Source organism: Imbroritus primus (assembly GCF_964332355.1).
Classification (GTDB): Bacteria; Pseudomonadota; Gammaproteobacteria; order Burkholderiales; family Burkholderiaceae; genus Imbroritus; species Imbroritus primus.
Window position 1 is genome coordinate 198,674 of record NZ_OZ201293.1, and the last position, 17,912, is coordinate 216,585.

Below are 17,912 nucleotides of genomic sequence, written 5' to 3' on the forward strand. Positions count from 1 at the left end.
CGTCGAATTCCATACTGCAAAGAAATGTCATATCCGCGGCATTGCCCGCCTGTTTGGCGGGCAATGCCTTCCTCGCATCAGGCTGCACGCTCGACCGTTTCCGACGGCGCTTCGTCAAAGCGCTTGCGGTAGCTGTTCAGCAGCGTTGAGCGGTTGCGCACGCCCCATTTGGCTGCGGTCTCGAGAATATTGGCGGAGGCGCTGTGGTGGGTATCCGTCAATTCCTCGCGAATGCGCTCCATGCGTCGCACGCGGATCACCTCGGATGGCGACATTCCCAAGTGGGCCTTGAAGGCCGCCTGCAGGGCGCGCTCAGTCACGCCGATGTGCTCGGCGACGCGCCGGACTGACAGGCCCGGGTCACGCAGCTGCACGATCAGGTAGCGATAGGCGCGGCGGTACTTGGCCGGCAGGCAGACCGAAATATCGTCGCCAGCCCCTTCGGCCGGGCGCGGTACGATGGTCGAGGCGAGCGCTGCAATGGTGCTGTCGCGCCGCGCGAACTCCAGGGCGGTGCCGGCATAGTCGCGCAGCATGCGAACCGTCAGCTCCAGCTTGCCGTGCTGTTCCGCCAGCCGCGCGCTGCAGAAGAAGTAATCGAGAATCCACCGGCCGTGGGTCGGTTCAGACTGGTAGCGGTGTCGGCAGGCGGTCAGCATCATGTCCGCGATATCGGTGAGATTGCCGGCGATGGCGGCCAGCGCGATCTCCAGGCGAACAGCCACCTCGTAGTCCGACATCCCCTCGCGCTCGGCCCAGCCGAGGTGGCGCAGCACGCTCGGCACGGCGTAGTCATCGCCTTCGGACAGCATGAGCAGGGCACGCAGATAGGCGAGGCGGTCGCGCAGAACCGGGATCGCCTCGAAGTCGCTGTCGCGGTCGAGCTTGCGCATCAGCGTGTCCAGTTGCCCCATGGTGCGCCAGCTGTCATGGGCGGCCGGATGCCAGTACGTATGGTTCGTGATGCGCTGCGAATAGCGCAGGTAGTGCTGCACGCTGACATCCGCCTGCAAGGCTTCCAGGATCAGCTCGGTGTTGGGCGCGATGTCCTCGGGATCGAGGGTGGCTAGCAGCTGCTCCGCGCTGCCAGCGTCGCCGGCAGCGAGCAGTGTCACGGCAGCCCCCACTGTCATTTCGATGCGTTGCGCCGAGGTCAGCGTCTTGTCGTCGAGCATGCGACGGAAACCTGCGAAGGCCGATGCCAGCCGCGACTGGAACAGGCTTTTCCACGCATTGTTGCGGAACGAGGCGAAGCGCACGGCCTTCTTGTCGAAGCCCAGGGCACGCTGGTGCCGGCGGTACAGCTCCTCGGCGTCCTCATGATTGGCCAACGCCGTGTGGATATCAGCATAGACGCATAGCGCGTCCGCTTCGGTCTGCGGCAGCGCCAGGCTGGTTTCCGGACCAAAGCGCCGCCGCTCGCCGGTGGCTGCGGCTTCCAGAAACTGTGCATGACGGATCTTGTGCTGCAACTCCGGCATGCTGGCCGTGGTTGCGTGGACGGACAACAGTGGGAGATAAAGGGAAGAGAACATCGGCCTGCTCCGAGTCGCATGTCTGCTGAGGTACGCCGGCCTTCCAGCGACGCGTCAAACGCATGGGCGCGCTGCGGAAAGAAGCGTGTTTGCGGGCCTACTTTACGGTCCAGGAATGCCGGAAACTCTCAAAATGTTTCTACTGTTTGTGTGAGCAATTGTGTCGCCGGTGCCAAACGTGAGGCCAGGTCGTGCCTGGAAACCTGCAAGGTTGCATGCATAGGTGAATTCACGGAGTAGGGAAGTGCGTCGTGGCGCGCCGGGCAGAGGATGTGTGTCACCGCCATTCGGGAGGTGGGCCCCCGGACTGAATTCAATAACCGGATATTTCTCATGAGGTGTGAACTGTCTGTCGCCTGCGGTTACTGACCATAGCGATGCGGGCCTTGCTGGCTTGCGCCAGCCAGTGCGCTGGCTTATCACTTTTTCACCGGATATCGCCATGTCGAAACGCTATTTCGAGGTACTGGAAGAGTTCGCAACCCATGTCGGTGTGGATTCCAAAAAGGAATTCCTCGAAGAACAGGAGTTGATGATCGAACGCACCGTGGTCGGCTTCCTTTGGGAAGGGGACGAAGAAAATGGCGACGTGATCTTTTTCATCCGTCTGGGGGCGCCGGGCGCGGCCCGGTTGCAGGAAATCGCCCTCCAACTGCTCGAGGCCAATTACCTCGCGGCGGGTGTGGGCGGCAGCACTATTGGCGTGCATCATGACAGCGGCGAAGTCGTGATCTCGTCCTCCATCAATGCGCATGGCCTGACCGGCGAAAGCCTGGCGGGCGTGATCGGCGGGTTCCTCGATACGGCCGCGCAGTGGGAAAGCGTCGTCAAGGGGCAGCCTGACTCTGCGGCCGCGCCGGCAAGCAGCGGCGCGGTTGCGCCGGAGGCCCTGACGGATCTGCAGCGCATGAGCATGGGTCTGCGCGCCTGAATTTCCTTCGATCTCGAGTCGACTTCACGCCGCCATCTTTCGGCATCTTCCGGCACGCCAGCCGGGCCCGGCATGTCACCGGTTTCTTCCACGTCCCGTATCGCGGTCGAGCCGCCTGCATCGCTTCCCGGTTGAGTTTGGTAGGGCGAGGTCGGCCAGGAGCGGCCTCAGCGCTTTGTGCATCGCGACCCTCCAGAATGTCCCATCCTCCTTTCTGATTTACCTTGCGTCGTGCTCGACCTGTTTTTAGCCAGCAGGCATACTCGGCTGGCATGACGGCGCAAGGTAATACACTGGAGATCGCCCTCGGTATCCAGCGTATTGCCACCAACGGCACGCCCTGCGCAATGCTCGCGGCCTCGCCGTGACGGCCGCAGGCCGTTCGTGCGCATCAACCGCGTGGCGTGGGTCATAGTCGTCTGGCGTTACGTCGCCGGATGGACGTGCCCTGACCTCATGAGGTGGTTCTACGTTCTCCTCGGCGCTCAAGCATGCCCAAAAAAAGCGGCATACCCGGAGGTATGCCGCCCTGCTGAATCCTGTTAGTGCGACAGGAGATCAGCCGCGCATTGCGTCGATGGACTTGCGCATCATTTCGTCTTGCTTGCTGACCACGTTGACATAGATGCCGGTGACGCGGCTTTCCGTCTGTTGGTTGTTCAGCAGTTCCAGCGTGGACTTGGTGTCGTCGCCATTCTCTGCCGCCGCTTTCAGAAACGTGTCGCGAGCGCCGTGAGACTTATCCGCGAATGCTCCGTAATTTTTGATGAGATCCGTGATAAAGCCGGTACCGCTGGCGGTACCAGTACCACCCGCACCGCCAGCACCGCCAGCACCACCATTATTGACTTCAGCCATGATCATTACCTCATTTCGTCAAATGAGCCCAGGTTTATCCAAGATGTCAGCCCTGGGCTGATGCTGACAATTCAAAACTGTTCCGTGCTGGCCACCGTATCTTCCAAATGCCGGAGAGATGCGGTAGCGGATGCCGCCTTGCCTTATGCCTTCGCGAGCGCCTCGACGGTTTCCCGCGCGAGGACGACGGCTTCCGTCAATTGCTCCAGTGCAAGAAAACCTTGCCGGGAAGCGCCTGCATTGCGGCGACCCTGAATCCGTGCACTGATCTCATCGAGCTGCGCCAGCTTCTGCGCACGCGCCTTCGCACCTGCATCGCCGCTCAGTTGATCGAGAAGCGGATTGCGCTCAAGACGTTTTTCCGTTGGAGCGTTGTTGCGGGGCGGTGTGAGCATCCTGGTTCTCCCTGCATTGCCGGATTGGCGTAACGTTGTTGTTGAGTAAGTGGCTTTCGCCAAGGCGCTGTTCCGGTATGTCACATTACTTTGCGAATATCTCTCTAGCGCGATCTTGCGAGCGCGATACCGCGCCTCAGCGCCGCAATACGATCCGCTGCGGCCCCTCGAACACCAGCTCCTTGTCGCCGATGCTGGCGAGCCGATATTCCTTGTAGATGCCGCCCTGCATGACCTTCACGCCGCCGTCGAGTACCACGAAGGGCATGGGGCCGCCAATGACGCTGACCACGCGGAATGGCAGGCTCTCCGCGCTGCCGCTCATTACCTTGGGGGCGTTGCGCGTGTCGCCGGGGGTCTGGGCGACGAAGGGAACGACGTCGCCATACTTGCTGCTGAAGTCCATCAGCAGGCGTTCGAATGCCGCGCGATCATCGTCCGAGAGCTTCACGTTCAGCACCATGCGGCTGCCGTCCCACGTGGCTTCGGCATCGGGAAACTCTGTCGTGCGCAGCTGGGTGCGGAACATCTGCACGAGTTGGGGCGGCAGCATGAGGTAATCCTCGATATCGCCAATCTGCGGCACCTGTGCCTTGATGCTGCGCAAGATTTCTTCTTTCTGTGCACTGTCTTTCACGCCGCCGCTGAGTCGCACATTGCCCGCTTTCTGCAACTCGAAGCTGAGCCGCGCGCCATAGGGTTGCAGTGCTTCCTTGAGGCTCTGCTGCAGCAGCGCTGTGGTTGTCAGATGAAGTTCCGGCGCGGGTTGCAGCGCCGCCAGTGCGGTCTGTACCTGCTTCAGGGCGGCCTCGTCGCCGACCCAGCCGGTGACCGTCACGGTGCCATCCTTGCGCGCCGCGACACGAACGTTGGTTTCGACACCGAGTGACTTGATGGCGGCGTGCACGGTGTCCAGCCGCTTCTGGCGGGCGATGGCTTCGCGGTTGGCGGCTTCGAGCGCCCGTGAGGCGCTGAGCGACTGGTATTGCATGAATGCGGCAACACCCGCGCCACTGAGCAGCACCAGCCAAACGATGATCATGGCAAAGCGCGGCATGCGCTGCAGCTGTGGCAGGCGCAGGCCGCGCAGCGCGCCGGCAAGCCGCGCGCGCATGGCGGCATGCCTGGTCTGCCAGGTGCCGCCAGCCGCAGTGGGCTGCGAAGTGGATGGCGATGCCGGAATCGGTGGCGCTTCCGCGGCAGCGACCTCGGTGGCGGCGAGCGTTGCCGCCCGTGCTGCCGCGGCATCTTCATAATCTTGCTGGCTCTTCCATGGTGTATCGGCAGGTTCGATGGCAAAGCACAGCGGGCCATGGGTACACGGTTCCCCCAGCGTGCCGGATGCAATCGGCTCAGGCAGCGTCGTGCCGGTGGCATGCAGATCGGCTTCCGGCTCGAACAGCGCCCAGTGATCGTCTTCGATGATCAGGCGCGCATGGCGCGGCGCGATGCCGTCATCGTCGAGGATGATGTCGCAGGCCGGATCCGAGCCGATGACCAGTTCCGATTCGACCGGCACCACCGCGCCGGCATGCAGTCCGGAGAGAATGCGCAGTTCCCTGACTGTTTGCTTCATCATCGGTTCCCCCTGTTAGAGACGCCATCCAGACGATTCTGGCGTCTCTCAAAGCTCGACGCGGGCCAGCGGCTGGATGTTGATATCCGGCGTCAGCTCCTGATAGGACAGTACCGGCAGCTCATACAGCTCCGGCTCGATCATCTTGCGCACGTAGCGGCGCACGTCCATCGACGTCAGCAGCACAGGTGGATGCGCCGAGGCGGCCATGCTGCCGACTACCTTCTTGATGTTCTCCACCAGCCGCTTCGACACTTCCGGCGCGAGCGCCAGGTAACTGCCTGAGGACGTCTGGCGGATCGATTCGCGCAGCGTGTCCTCGACATCTGGCGCCAGCAGGTAGGCTGGCAGGATGTTCATTGCGCTGGCGTGCTTGTAGCTGATGTGGCGCTTGAGCGCGAACCGGACATACTCGGTCAGCAGTACCGAATCCTTTTCCTTCTGGCCCCACTCGATCAACGATTCGAGAATCGCGCGCAGATTGCGGATCGATACTTCCTCAGACACCAGTCGCTGCAGGATCTCGGCGATCTTCTGGATTGGCATGACGCGCGTGACTTCCTTCACCAGATCAGGGAACTTCGCCTCCATGGAGGTCAGCAGCACCTTGGCTTCCTGGATGCCCATGAAATCAGGCGCGTATTTCTTCAGCACGAAGGCCAGGTGGTGCGTCAGGATCTGGTTGGTGTCGAGAAAGCGGATACCGGCTTTCGACAGCGGTTCGCGCAGGGTCGCCGGCACCCACAGCGTGGGAATGTCCGGCAGGAAACGCTTGTCTTCCTCGTAAGCGATCTGCAGGGCGTCGAGGTTGGCCGGGGCTTCGCGCACGATCAGGTGATGGGCGCGCAGCCGACCCTGCGAGACCGGCACCTCGGACAGCAGGATGTTGTATGTCTCGGCCGGCAGCAGTTCGTTGAAGCGCAAATGGATGCCGGGGAACGGTACGCCGAAATCGAAGTACAACGCACGCCGGATCTTGATCAGCTCGGCATTCAGCACCTCGGCATCAAAATGCTCCTGCACGCTCGATGAGACATCGATCAGCAGCGGTACCGTCGGCGTGAATTCCTCGTTGCTATCGACCTGCCCTTGGTGCGCCGTCTTGTCGCCGGATGGGCTCATGGCAGGCATGTCCTTCAGCTTCTTGCCCTTGCCATCCGCCACACGGGCATTGCGCAGCAGGATCACGCCGAGGCCACCGGTGAGCAGCGCGAGCATCAGAAAAACCGGGACCGGCATACCGGGGATGGCAGCCATGCCCAGCGCGATGGCAGAGGCGATCAGCAGTGCCCGGGGTTGCCCCAGCACCTGCTCGCCGATGTCGGTACCGACGTTGCTCGGTTTGTCGCCGTTCTGCACGCGGGTCACGATGATGCCCGCGCAGATGGAGATGAACAAGGCCGGAATCTGCGCGATCAGGCCGTCGCCGATGGTCAGCACCGAATACACGCGCATGGCGTCGCTGGCGCTCAGGTCGCGCTGCATGGTGCCGATGATCAGGCCGCCGAGCAGGTTGACCGCGACGATAATCAGGCCAGCGATGGCATCGCCCTTGACGAACTTCATGGCGCCGTCCATTGCGCCATACAACTGGCTTTCCTTTTCGACCAGGGACCGCCGCGCCTTGGCTTCTTCCATGTTGATCGAGCCAGCGCGCATGTCGCCATCGATGGACATCTGCTTGCCGGGCATCGCATCGAGCGAGAAGCGTGCCGCCACTTCGGCCACGCGTTCCGCGCCTTTGGTAATCACCACGAACTGCACGATCGTCAGGATCAGGAAGACCACCAGGCCAACCACCAGATTGCCGCCGACCACGAAGTTGCCGAAGGTGAAGATGATGTGGCCCGCATCCGCCTGCAGCAGGATGAGCCGCGTGGTGGCAATCGAGATGCCGAGGCGGAACAGCGTGGTGATCAGCAGCACCGACGGAAACGATGAGAACGCCAGCGGTGAGGGCAGGTACATTGCCACCATCAGCAGCACGGCCGACGCAGTCATGTTGAGGCCGATCAGCACGTCGATCAGCCAGGTCGGCAGCGGCAGGATCATCATGAAGATGATGGCGACGATGATCACCGCCAGGACGATATCGTTGCGGCTGGTGGCAAGCATGACCAGGCGCTGCGCCTGGCTGAGGATGCGGTCTTTCATGAGGTAGCCTGGGTCTGGTCGCCCATGGCGGCCAGGCTGGCCGGGCGGCGTTCGACATAGGTGCGCATGGCGACGACGGCGGCGTCATGTTCGCCGGCGGCCGACAGGGCCTGTGCGCGCGTGAGGTGATAGCTCGCGTCGTGCAGCACGGCCGGGCAGCGTTGCGCCAGATCCTGCAGCACGCGCAGCGCCTTGCGGGGCTGCGCGTTGCGGGTGCGCGCCACCGCCAGTGCGATGGCGGCACGGGTGTCGGGCGGCTGGCCGTGCTGCATCTCCGCGTGGGCCTGCCGCACGGCGAGCAGCGCGGCTGCCTTGGCGGGCTCGTCGATCTGTAGGTACACGTAGCTGAGAAAATCGAGCAGTTCAACTTCAATTGACGTGAGCTGGAGAGGAACGGCAGTCATGGCGGTCATCCCTGATGCAGGGCGTTGAGATAGTTCCAGACATCGGCGCGCAGCGCGCGCTCCCGCTGCAGGGCTTCGCACGCCTGCCGCAGGTCCCGTCGCTCCGGACCACGAATCCCTGGGTCTTCTCCATCGCCGCCGCGGTCATCGCTGCCACTGTCGCGACCGTCGCCGGTACCATCTTCCTGATCGCTGCCGTTGGTACCGTCCTTGCCGCCTCGCGAGTCCTCGTCGCGCTCCGCCGCATGTTCGATCAGCCGGCGCAGTCCCTCGTACAAGCGGTCGAGCGTGCGCTCGAACTGCACGCGGTTCAGCAGTTCAGGGTGATTGAGTGACGGCATCAGCGCATCACGCAGGTAGCTGTCGAGATTCGGCATTGCCAGCAGGGCCTCGAGCTGCGGCCGGCGGCCAACGCCGGATGGACGCAGGTCGCGGTCGCGCGGCAGGGTGGGGCGGGTATTGCCGCGCGTATAAGAAATTCCCTCAAGCCCGTAATCCAGGGTGAGTCGTACCAGGCTCAGTTCGGTCATGGGGGCACCTTGCAACGGTCGAGTCAATGACATGCCGGTATGGCTGCCATGACGATTTCGGAATGAGTAACCGGCCGGCTGTGACGGTTCCGCCATCGGCATGGCGGGTTATCCCGGGGAGGGTGCGCGTGTCCGTATGGCGCGATGGCGTGCCGTTTTGCCGATGCCGCTAGCGGAACGGTCCGTCGAAGCTCTCCGGATAGTCCCTGCGCAAGGCCCCGATCCAGCGTTCCAGATGGGCCGTGGCCAGCTCGATCCACTGCAGCGTGAAGGTGCGCTCGTCGGCACGTGTACCGACGATCAGCCAGGATCCTTCCGGTGTTTCGCGCATGCCCACCTGCACCGGATACGGCGTGGCGCCATCGGCAGTAATGCGCTGCATCGCGCTGGCCAGTACCAGCGGCATGTCATAGCGCACGCGCGTGTCGAGATGCAGCAGGATGCCGTCCGGGCAGCGCTCGAATATCAGTTCCTCATGGTCCGACAGCGCCAGGTGCAGGGGCGCGTCCTCCGTTAGCACCAGGGCGCCCAGTCCGGTTTCCTGGCCGAACGCCGCCAGCGTCTGCTCGATCAGCATGTCAGCGTCCTTTGGGCCCGGCGGGGAGTTTCGGGAGCGCGAACGAGGCAGCGCTGCCGTTCGCTGCCTTGGCGGCATCCGTGTCGGCAGGCGTACCCCTGCCGTTGAGACGCTCGTTGCGGCTGTCACCATGAGTGACGCCGTCGCCCTCGGGGTTGCTGCCTTCGCCGTCACTATTCCCGTCGTCTTCGTCCTCGCCTTCCTCTTCGCGGGCAATCAGCGTGTCGAGGGCTTCCTGACTGGCGTTCAGCACTGAGCCGCGGCAATCCTCGTCGTAGAAAATCTTGAGCGGCAGGCGCTTGAGCATGCGGCGCACCCAGCTGACGAAATAGATCTGCGTGGCCAGAATGCGCACATCGCACGTCTCGGTCAGGCTCAGCACGCGCTGGCCGGTGATCCAGCGTTCCCCGGCCAGATTGATGATGCGTTCCATGAGTTGTTGCGACGACAGCGCCAGCGGCTGGGCACGTCCCGTCAGTTCCATGCACAGGTTGCCGCAGTCTTCCAGCACCGTGCCGACCACCTGCAGATGGTAAAGATCCTGTACCAGCTGATTGAGCCGCACGGGCGAGGCGGATGGGCGCGCAGCGTTCAAGTCCTGTCCAAGTGCGCGGATCATCTGCTGCAGACCTTCGCCGAAGCGGGCCTCGCCGAATTCCCGCAGCACCGCCGTCAGCGTTTCACCAACCGTCGGCGTACCGAGCACGATATCGCGGTAGGTTGCCTGGAATGATTTGAGCTGGGCCGAGGTCGGTTGCTGTTCCACCGCAGCGGCGATGGTATTGAGCGCAGCCCGTAGCGCGGGACCCTGCTGGGTCTCGCATTCGGTCAGCGCATCTTCGAACAGGCTGATGATGTCGGCGCGCTCGCCGTCCTCAAGCGCTGCCGCGTAGGCACGCTGCAGCGCCAGGTAGCCGAGCGCGGGATCGTCGCGCTGCTGCCGTGCCAGCGTCGCCGCCTGCTCCGGTGTACGGCGCATGCGCCGCATCAGCTCTTCCGCCTGATCGTGCTGGCCGGTCATGTCGAGATAACCGTCGGCGCTTTCGTGGGCGACGATCTGCAGATCCGGCAGTTCCTTGACTTCTTCCTTCTTGTCGCGCTCGCGCAGGCGGATGGCGGCGTCGCGGCACAACTCTTCCACCGCGTTGGCCTGGGCCTCGCCCGGAGGCTTCTGTTTGAGAACGATCTCCCGGCCTTTCCAGCTGCCGCTGGCGGTCATGCCTGCAGTGGCAGCTGCGTTGGCCGACTGCGTCTGGGCGGGAAGATGGGACGGCGTGGCGCGGATGGTGCTCATGAGCGATCGCGGCGGTGCAGGCACGGGTGAAAGCGGAGCGGGGTGCACACAGATCTCCCGCGCAGCGTTCCGTGTGTGTGGCCGCGCGTGCTGGACGGTTCCATGGTGGGCGTCAGTCTTCCGCTGAGGTTGCCAATCATGCGAAGCGGGCAGGTATCCGGCTGGCCGTAGGGCCGGGGATGGTCTGTTGGCGCGGAACCGGCGCTGGCGGCAGGTTACTGATCTGGCATCCGTTCGAGGATGTTGCGGCATGGCGGTCATGCGCAGCAATCCAGCTATTTCAGGTGCCCTATGCTCTCCACCGGTTCCAACCTTGGTACTTCGAGCACGAATTACGTTGCGCCCGCGCTCGTGCCGTCCGCTTCCGCGGAGGCCGGGCAGGGCAGGGCGTTGGATGCTGGCAATGCATCCGTACCCAAGGAGCTGCCGCGCAGCTACGGCCAGCCGGCCGGCACGAGCGACACGCAGGTCCGCCCCGAGCGCACCGCTGCATTGAGCGCGCGATTGTTCGCCGAGTTGTGGGCCGATGCCCAGACGCGCGCCGGCGCAAGCGCTGCTGACAGCATCCGCCAACCCTATCCGCTCGCCGAGCGGCTCCAGGCGCTGGCCAAGGAAAACGGCGCCACGCCGGCTGAAATCGCCGTCACGTTGCAGATCCTCTCCGACGGCGCTGCAGAATTCGCGACCACTGTTGTCCATGCAATGGCGCAGGGCGCCGTGGGCGCGCCGGGGACACCACAAGACGCTGCGCCGCTCGATACGCGCACCCTGACGGCGCTGGTCCAGGTGGCTGTGAACACGGCGCGCAGCAGCTTCTTTCCGCAAGGCGTCTACACACCGCCGCCCGCGAGTACGACCGCCGACGGTGCGCCGGCGGCACGCTGGGATGTGGTCGCCACGCTCACTGGCCGCACTGTGCATGCCGCATGGACCGGTATGGCGGCCGGACTGCGTATCGCCGCCGACGCAGCTTCGCCCGAGGAGGCGCGGCATGTGCTGGCCGCGACACTGCGCGAGCTTATCGGTACCGCAATCGATCAGTCCGTGGGCGAACACGACGTGAGCGCGCAGGAGCGCACCGCCGCCGCCCAGGCGATCCAGGATCTGTTACCGATGCTGGCCGAACAGCTCGACACCGTCGCCGCAAACAGCGGTGTGGCGGCCCTGTCGCAGGGCGTTGCCGGCCAGGTGCTGGCCGACGCGGTGCGCAGCAGTGCGCTGTTCGCCGCTTCCGCGAATACCGGCACCGCCCAGCGCGGTGCGGCTGACACCGCTCGGGTTGAAGTGCAGCGCATGGCGCAGGAAACGGACGTCTTCAACGATGTGTTCGATATCGCGCAAGCTGTCATGCCGATCACCGCCAGCTGGAACAACAGCTTTACCGCCGCCGGCGGCAAGCTGCCGGACGCGCAGACGCTTCTTGCCCCCCTGCTCGCGGCGCGCAACGGCCCGCCGCCGCTCGATGCGGCGGCGATGCAGAAGCTCGGTGAAGCGCTGACCGCCCGGCTTCCCGGGATTGTCGATGGCCTGGTTGAAGCCATGACCGGTGGTTCCGGAAACATGCCGGCCGACGAGCGCGCCCGCGTGCAGGAAGCCGTCACCGCGCGTACGAACATGGCGTTGCAACTGGCCGGGGCGCTGCCCACGCCCCCCCAGCAGTGGACCGGCCTGCTGGCCGTCACCGATCTGGCGCAGCAGATCCGCGGCATCGTGACGCGCAGCGGCGAAACTGGCCTGCGCGCCCTGTTCGCCGTCGGCCACCTGGCAGAACGCCTCAAAGGCGCGGCTGCCACGGCCGCCGCGCAGGTCGCCCCCGACGATGCTGCGGGTCGCGCCCAGCTACTGGCCGGCCTGCGAGCCGATAGTACGACGCTGGTGGACAACGTCATGGCGCAACTGCCGGACAGCCTGCTCACGCCCACGCAACGCGCGCGGCTGCAGAACACCCTTGCCGCCGAGATCAGCCTGCTGCCCGCTACCTTCACGCCATCCAGCGATCCCGCCCAGGCGCTGCTGCAGGACCTGCAGCTGGCCGCCGGCAAGGCGCTGCAGCCGCTGATGCAGTCGCCCGAGACGCTGACCCCGGACAAGGTCGCGCAGACCCTGCAGCCGGTCCTCGCCGCATTGCTCGCCAAGTTGTCACCGGCCACGACGACGGATGACCAGATGGCGCGGGCGCAACTGCTCCAGGCCGTATCGTCGCAGCTGGGCGCCATGGCGAAGCAGCTGGCCAGCCGGCTCATGCTGGATATGCCGGCCACCCAGGCCACTGGAGTGGGGCCAGCGGCCGGCCTCGGGCCAGCCATCGTATCTGCGGTGCTCTCGCAGGGCATCGAGAACGCCACGCGAGCCGCGGTGGCCGCCGTGACTCCGCAGATTCCACCTTTCCTGCTCAATGCATCGACGCGCCAGACGATCGAACAGCTGGTCGACCTGTATGGCAAAGGGGTCGCATATGGCATGGCCGGGCCGTCTCTGGATGCCTTCGTGCGCCAGCAGATTCAGTTGCGCGGCGACCAGTTCGCGGGTCCGGAATGGCGGGCCAGCAACGATCCCAAGGCAGTGCTGCTCAGCAACTACGAGGCCGTTGCCGACTACATTGCCCTTACCGTGACCGACCAGCAGAAGCTGAACCCGAAATATGCCGCCGAAGTGCGCCAGTCGCTCGCCGTGACGCTGGGGTATGCCGCCGAGTCGGCCACGCAGAAGAATCCCGATCAGTTCAGGATTGCCGCAAACGTGTGGGCGCTCATGCAGGATGCCGTCCGCAGCGGTGATGCTGCCCAGCTGCAGGAGTTGATGCGCATGGGCAGCCTCCAGCCTGTGCTGAAGGGCGTTCACAGCGGCATGTCCGAGATCGAAGGTCCCCTGCGCGCCATGCTGGCGCATCTGCCGGTCCCCGAGGACACGCGCACCGCGCTCATGCAGACCCTGCAGGCTGAGCGCCGGATCGCGCCAGCGTGGCAGGCCTTGCCGGACACGACCGCGGGTCAGTTCATCAAGACCCTCGCGCCGCAGCTGGTGGACGCCCTGCGCGCCGGCCTCGTGCGTGATGCCAGCGGGCAGTGGACGCTTGGAGAGGAGGGTCTCGCCGCCCTCAAGCAGCAAGTTGCACAAGGGCTGACCGGCTTCAAGAACTATCGTGACGACCTGGTTCCCGGCATTCTCAAGGAGGTCGAAAGCCAGATACCCGGATTGCTCGACATGGTGCTGACGTATGTGAATGCGAGCCGCCCCATTGCACCGGATGAGCGCGACCGGCTGAGCAACGCGCTGGCCGGCGGTGCGCAGGAAGCGCTCAACGCGGTCCGGAAAGATGTCCGGGCCAGTGCCGCTGCCAATGCACTCGCCAGCCATTCCCGCGAAGATGTTTTCTACTGGATACAGTCGCTGCTGATGGATGCGCGTGACATCATGGCGCGCCAGTACCAGGGTCTCACAACCGACATGCAGGCCACCACGCAAAAAATGGGTCTGCACCAGCGCATCATCGAAGGGCTGAACGAGCTGATCAGCTTTACCGCCGAAGATGCCACGTCCGATGCGGAAATTCCATACGGCGACAAGACCGACAGCAAGGACAATCCACGCAACTACTACAAGCGCGCGCGGGAAATCCTGGTGGATATGTGGACGTCCTATAACCAGATCGGTGAAGGTCCTGCGCTCGACGGACACACTGCCTACTGGAACGAACAGAACACCATCCCGGTGGCCATGGTGCGTGCCGACGATCCGCGGGTCAAGGAGGCCGGAACAGTCATCCTGAACGACCTGCTGCTCGACAAGATGCGTGCGTCCACGCCGGAGCAGGAGCGGCTTGTGCATGCAGCGTTGTTCGTCGGGAGCGGCGTGACTCTTGGCGCATTTCCGCTGTCCATCATGAATGGTGGCGGCTATGCCACGCTTGACGGCGTCAAGACGGGCATCGCGCAAGGATATGTCTTTATTCAGGACCGCGCACTGTACGAGCAGGTACTGAACGATCCGCGCACCATGCAGGACGACAAGAGCCGCGATGGCCACGAAGTGCTTGGTCTCAACTTCCCGGTCAGCGTCGGCCACTACCAGGCCTTCACGCGTGAAAAGGCCACCAACACCATGCAGGTCTTCACCTCGAAGGTGGACCAGATGGGCCGCGAACAATCGATTGCCGCCACCGGCGTGACCAATGCCTCCAACATGATGAGCGCCTCGCTCGATGCCGTGCGCAAGATCGTGAAGGACATGAGTGACTGGATCGACAGCATCATCGTCGGCATGCGGTGAGGTGCGCAGGTTCATCGTCCACGTAGTTGAGGCGTGCGGTAAGCGGAACCATGCTGTTGCTGAAGTTACTCAGTGAGCAGGAATGCCAAATGATCTGGCGAGACGTTTTCGGGAGCAGCCATGACGGAAGATCAACATTTTGATGATGTGCTGGCGCGCTCGCGCGCACTCGTCGAAGCCATCAAGCAGGCCAAGAGCGAGTTCCAGTCCGAACTGGAATCGATCTGCGCGCACAACGCCGAAGCACGCCGCGTCATGTCGAGCCCGACTCTGGAGGAGCAGCGTTTTGCGGATCGCGTCAAGGCCGATATCCAGAGCCTGATCGCCGACAGCAGCCACCCGATGTTCGCCTCTGGCAATACCGCGTCGCCGCTGAAAAGACGCCGTCCGCGTCTGATGGTTTAACCGTACATGCAACGGCGGCTGCTACCGCGCCGCCAGAATCAGCCAGGGAGTCAAGCATGCCTGTTTCTACTTCTACTGTGAGCGCAGCCAGTAGCGTTTCCGCCCCGCAGGGTTTCTCGGGAATATCGAATCAAAGTCTGATCGCGGCCTCGCAGATGATGGCAACGCTCGATGCCTTGGGTGCCAAGCTTGCACAGAAAAACGAAGATGCGAATACGCTGCGTAACATGAAAAACCTGGCAACCGCGCTCGACGGTTTCCGCAGTAATGGCGTAATCAAGCTGACCAAGACCGACAAAGACGGTAACGAAATCGTCGATACGGAAAAGGTCCAGTACCTGCTGGACTTCATCCAGGCGAACAACCAGCTTTACAAGGACGATCCGAGCAACCAGATCTCCGCGTTTGATGGCGGCAAGGCGGATGCCGGCAGCGTCACCGTGGCACAGCTGAATCAGTTCGATCTGAAGATCAACAACATCTCCCTGTTTGCCAAGGAAACCGCCACGGCTGCCCTCGGCTCCCTGGACAACCAGATTACCGCCAAGCTGGGTCTCATCGAAAAAGACACGATCGAACTCAACAAGGTCGGCAATAGCTACAAGAACCTCGTAGGACTGAGCGCTGCCATGATCGACATGCTGACGAAGATCATGGAAAACATCTTGCAGCGCATGTAGCGGTAGTCAAGGCGTCGTGCGCAGTGGGCCCGTACTCGATCAGGATGGCGCGATGCCTGCCGAACCGTCTTTAGCCGAATCGGGCGATCTGCCGCGCGCTGTGGCGGAGGATTCCGCTCAAGCGCCGCTGCCTGGCGGCCTGCCGAATTTCGATCGGCGTCAGCGCGCTGCCTTGCGCGCCATTGGCCGCAGTCTGCTGACCGCGGGCCAGTATGCGCAGGCGCGCGCCGTGTTCGCGGCATTGCTCCATCTCGATCCCACCCATCTCGCTGACCTTGCAGCGGCAGCGGAGGCCTTCCAGGCCGAAGGCAAGCCGGCGCAGGCGGCCAGCCTGCTGCAGGTCTGCCTGCTGCTCGGCGGCAGGGAGCCGGATATTCCTCTGCGGCTGGCCGAATGCCAGCTTGCTTTGGGCTACGCGCCGGCTGCGCGGATTGCTCTCGATCTTGCCGAAGAGTATGCAGTCAGGTCAGAGAATGCCATGGCGCTCGCCCGGATCGCACTCATGCGGAACGGCATGGGGACCTGATACGCATATCCCGATGTGGCGCGACGCGCCATCGTACCGGCCCGTCGGCCCTATCGGCGCAACCATGCGTCCAGGCACGATGGATGATTTCGGTGATCTCCTCAGCTTTTTCTTAAGCGCCGCTTCAGCCAGATGCGTCATGTCGAGCGTCACCCCGGCCCAGGAGATGGCAGCCGCTGAAAACGTGAGTTGAAGCGAACGTTTTCAAGCGTGCTGTTACTCAGCAAGGGAATGGAGCCTCGATGTTCTCCTGGCTCGCCAATATCTTCCTGGGGTGACGTCATGACCACTGCAGTTTCGCATTCGGACACAGTTGCAAATAGCGCCCCGGTTTTATCGCCGTCACCTACCAGCATTGCCGCAGCCCAGGTGGTCAACCGGACGGGCAGTAACCCGCCCGGCGGCGATGGCGTCGTCGCCATTCCGCTCACCAATCAATCGAAGATCGCGCTCGATGCCTCGTTCGATCCCACCGAACTGGCCTACCAGCTGCAGCTGATGTTCGCCGACCTCAAGCGCGTGCAGTCTTATGCCAGCGCCCAGGCAGCGCATAACCAGTCGAACCAGATCGAAGATGCCACCAAGGAGACCTTCGATGCCCTGAAGCGCCTGATGGAACAGATGGACAAGCTGGCCTCGCGCGACATCTGGGACCTGGTCGGTGCGGTGATCGGTACCGTGTTCAGTGCCATATTCGCCGGTGTGGCGATTGCCGCATCCGGCGGTGCGCTGACCGCGCCGGTTGCGGTGACGATGACGGTACTGGTTGGTAGCGTGATCCAGATGGCCAGTGCTATCAGCACTCAGAAGGGCGGTCCGGATTTTTCGGTGAACAAAGGCCTCACAGAAGGGTTTCAGCAGTTGGCAGAGCAGTGGATGTCGAAGGAGGACGCCGCCAAGCTAGGCACTCTGTTGGCCGGCATTGTCGGCACGGTGACCATCGCGCCCGCGCTGATGGACGCCCAGATCGGCGGATCGCTGCTCTCTGGTGCGGCCGCCATGGGCGGCGCGAGCGACAAGGTAGTCGCCATCCTCAAGATGGTCGGCACGCTGGCGAACGGCATCGCAAACGCCATCGTCAGCGGCAAGGCCATGAACAGCGCCGTCAAGGCGGCGGAGGAAGCGGGGAGGATCGTCACCGGTGGTAATGCCTTCCAAAAAATATTCACCATCCAGAACGGCCAGATTGTCAGCGGCGCCGTGCAGGGCGGGCTGGGCATCCAGCGCGGCAAGGACGGGGTCGAACAGGCCCAGCGCCAGCACGATGTCGATATGACCCAGGCCGAGGAAACCGCCTTGCGTGGTTTTACCGACTACCTGAATGCCGCCTTCTCCATGACCGCCGATCACCAGAAGAGCATGGAAGAGGTCCTGCAGGAGATCCTCGAGAAGATCAAGGACTCTAAAGAAGACATGCAAGCCAGCCAAACACGTTTGGTCCGTAGTCTCGCGCCGTCCATGGCGGAAGTCTGAGTCATCGTAAGCGTCATCTACGTATTCACAAGGAAGATATCGTGTCAGGCATCTCTTCTCCTTCCATCGGTTCACCGGGTACGCACCCCCTCGCTCTTTCCGCAACCCCCGTTGAGACGGCCGCCGGGGCGGCAGGCAGCACGTCTGTCCAGCATCGCGATGCCGATATTACGCAGGTTCCGTCGCCGGCACAGAACGCGCCCTTGCCTGGCATGTCGGCGCCCCAGCCTTTCAGGATTCGCGATTTGCTTGGCTTGATCAAGAATGCGAGTGATGAGGAGCTCAAGTAAAGAGTCATATACCGC

General features: G+C 63.3%; 15 protein-coding genes. 6 read left to right on the plus strand and 9 right to left on the minus strand.

All coding sequences use genetic code 11. The features are described from left to right. Window positions 1-77 precede the first annotated feature (77 nt). On the minus strand, window positions 78-1,535 hold the full coding sequence (locus ACQ3C8_RS00825) for a helix-turn-helix transcriptional regulator (protein WP_009520909.1): 1,458 nt from the start codon (window positions 1,533-1,535) through the stop codon (window positions 78-80). A 442-nt stretch (window positions 1,536-1,977) separates the two neighbouring features. Here ACQ3C8_RS00825 and ACQ3C8_RS00830 point away from each other — a divergent pair, with 442 nt between their 5' ends. After that, the gene (locus ACQ3C8_RS00830) at window positions 1,978-2,466 is read left to right on the plus strand and encodes a CesT family type III secretion system chaperone (protein ID WP_428852117.1); all 489 of its coding nucleotides are present in this window, start codon (window positions 1,978-1,980) and stop codon (window positions 2,464-2,466) included. 558 nt (window positions 2,467-3,024) lie between these two features. On the opposite strand, the gene ACQ3C8_RS00835 is transcribed toward ACQ3C8_RS00830, so the two are convergent. The 8 genes from ACQ3C8_RS00835 to sctW form a co-directional block, all read right to left on the minus strand. Beyond that, complete coding sequence (locus ACQ3C8_RS00835) at window positions 3,025-3,324, minus strand: hypothetical protein (RefSeq protein WP_428852118.1); 300 nt, start codon at window positions 3,322-3,324, stop codon at window positions 3,025-3,027. 143 nt (window positions 3,325-3,467) lie between these two features. Beyond that, window positions 3,468-3,782 carry a hypothetical protein gene (locus ACQ3C8_RS00840; RefSeq protein ID WP_428852119.1) on the minus strand — a complete coding sequence of 105 codons (315 nt, stop codon included), beginning with the start codon at window positions 3,780-3,782 and terminating at the stop codon, window positions 3,468-3,470. A 73-nt stretch (window positions 3,783-3,855) separates the two neighbouring features. Next, window positions 3,856-5,298 carry a type III secretion system inner membrane ring subunit SctD gene (sctD, locus tag ACQ3C8_RS00845; protein WP_428852120.1) on the minus strand — a complete coding sequence of 481 codons (1,443 nt, stop codon included), beginning with the start codon at window positions 5,296-5,298 and terminating at the stop codon, window positions 3,856-3,858. A 45-nt stretch (window positions 5,299-5,343) separates the two neighbouring features. Further along, window positions 5,344-7,449 (minus strand): type III secretion system export apparatus subunit SctV, encoded by a 2,106-nt coding sequence (gene sctV, locus ACQ3C8_RS00850; protein ID WP_009520914.1) that lies wholly within the window; start codon window positions 7,447-7,449, stop codon window positions 5,344-5,346. Then, a complete protein-coding gene (locus ACQ3C8_RS00855) occupies window positions 7,446-7,853 on the minus strand; it encodes a hypothetical protein (protein WP_428852121.1) in 408 nt (135 codons plus the stop codon). The genes sctV and ACQ3C8_RS00855 overlap by 4 nt, the downstream gene beginning before the upstream one ends. A gap of 5 nt (window positions 7,854-7,858) precedes the next feature. Further along, a complete protein-coding gene (locus tag ACQ3C8_RS00860) occupies window positions 7,859-8,383 on the minus strand; it encodes a hypothetical protein (RefSeq protein ID WP_428852122.1) in 525 nt (174 codons plus the stop codon). A 169-nt stretch (window positions 8,384-8,552) separates the two neighbouring features. Beyond that, complete coding sequence (locus ACQ3C8_RS00865) at window positions 8,553-8,960, minus strand: hypothetical protein (protein ID WP_428852123.1); 408 nt, start codon at window positions 8,958-8,960, stop codon at window positions 8,553-8,555. A gap of 1 nt (window position 8,961) precedes the next feature. Beyond that, a complete protein-coding gene (gene sctW, locus ACQ3C8_RS00870; protein ID WP_428852124.1) occupies window positions 8,962-10,254 on the minus strand; it encodes a type III secretion system gatekeeper subunit SctW in 1,293 nt (430 codons plus the stop codon). Between the two features lie 291 nt (window positions 10,255-10,545). On the opposite strand from sctW, the gene ACQ3C8_RS00875 reads away from it, so the two are divergent. The 5 genes from ACQ3C8_RS00875 (at window position 10,546) to sctE (ending at window position 17,607) form a co-directional block, all read left to right on the plus strand. Then, window positions 10,546-14,523 carry a hypothetical protein gene (locus ACQ3C8_RS00875; RefSeq protein WP_428852125.1) on the plus strand — a complete coding sequence of 1,326 codons (3,978 nt, stop codon included), beginning with the start codon at window positions 10,546-10,548 and terminating at the stop codon, window positions 14,521-14,523. 120 nt (window positions 14,524-14,643) lie between these two features. Beyond that, the gene (locus tag ACQ3C8_RS00880; protein WP_428852126.1) at window positions 14,644-14,928 is read left to right on the plus strand and encodes a hypothetical protein; all 285 of its coding nucleotides are present in this window, start codon (window positions 14,644-14,646) and stop codon (window positions 14,926-14,928) included. A gap of 56 nt (window positions 14,929-14,984) precedes the next feature. Further along, a complete protein-coding gene (locus tag ACQ3C8_RS00885; RefSeq protein ID WP_009520921.1) occupies window positions 14,985-15,608 on the plus strand; it encodes a hypothetical protein in 624 nt (207 codons plus the stop codon). A gap of 52 nt (window positions 15,609-15,660) precedes the next feature. Continuing rightward, on the plus strand, window positions 15,661-16,134 hold the full coding sequence (locus ACQ3C8_RS00890) for a hypothetical protein (RefSeq protein ID WP_428852127.1): 474 nt from the start codon (window positions 15,661-15,663) through the stop codon (window positions 16,132-16,134). Window positions 16,135-16,323: 189 nt separating this feature from the next. Continuing rightward, window positions 16,324-17,607 (plus strand): type III secretion system translocon subunit SctE, encoded by a 1,284-nt coding sequence (gene sctE, locus ACQ3C8_RS00895; protein ID WP_428852128.1) that lies wholly within the window; start codon window positions 16,324-16,326, stop codon window positions 17,605-17,607. Window positions 17,608-17,912: the final 305 nt, after the last annotated feature.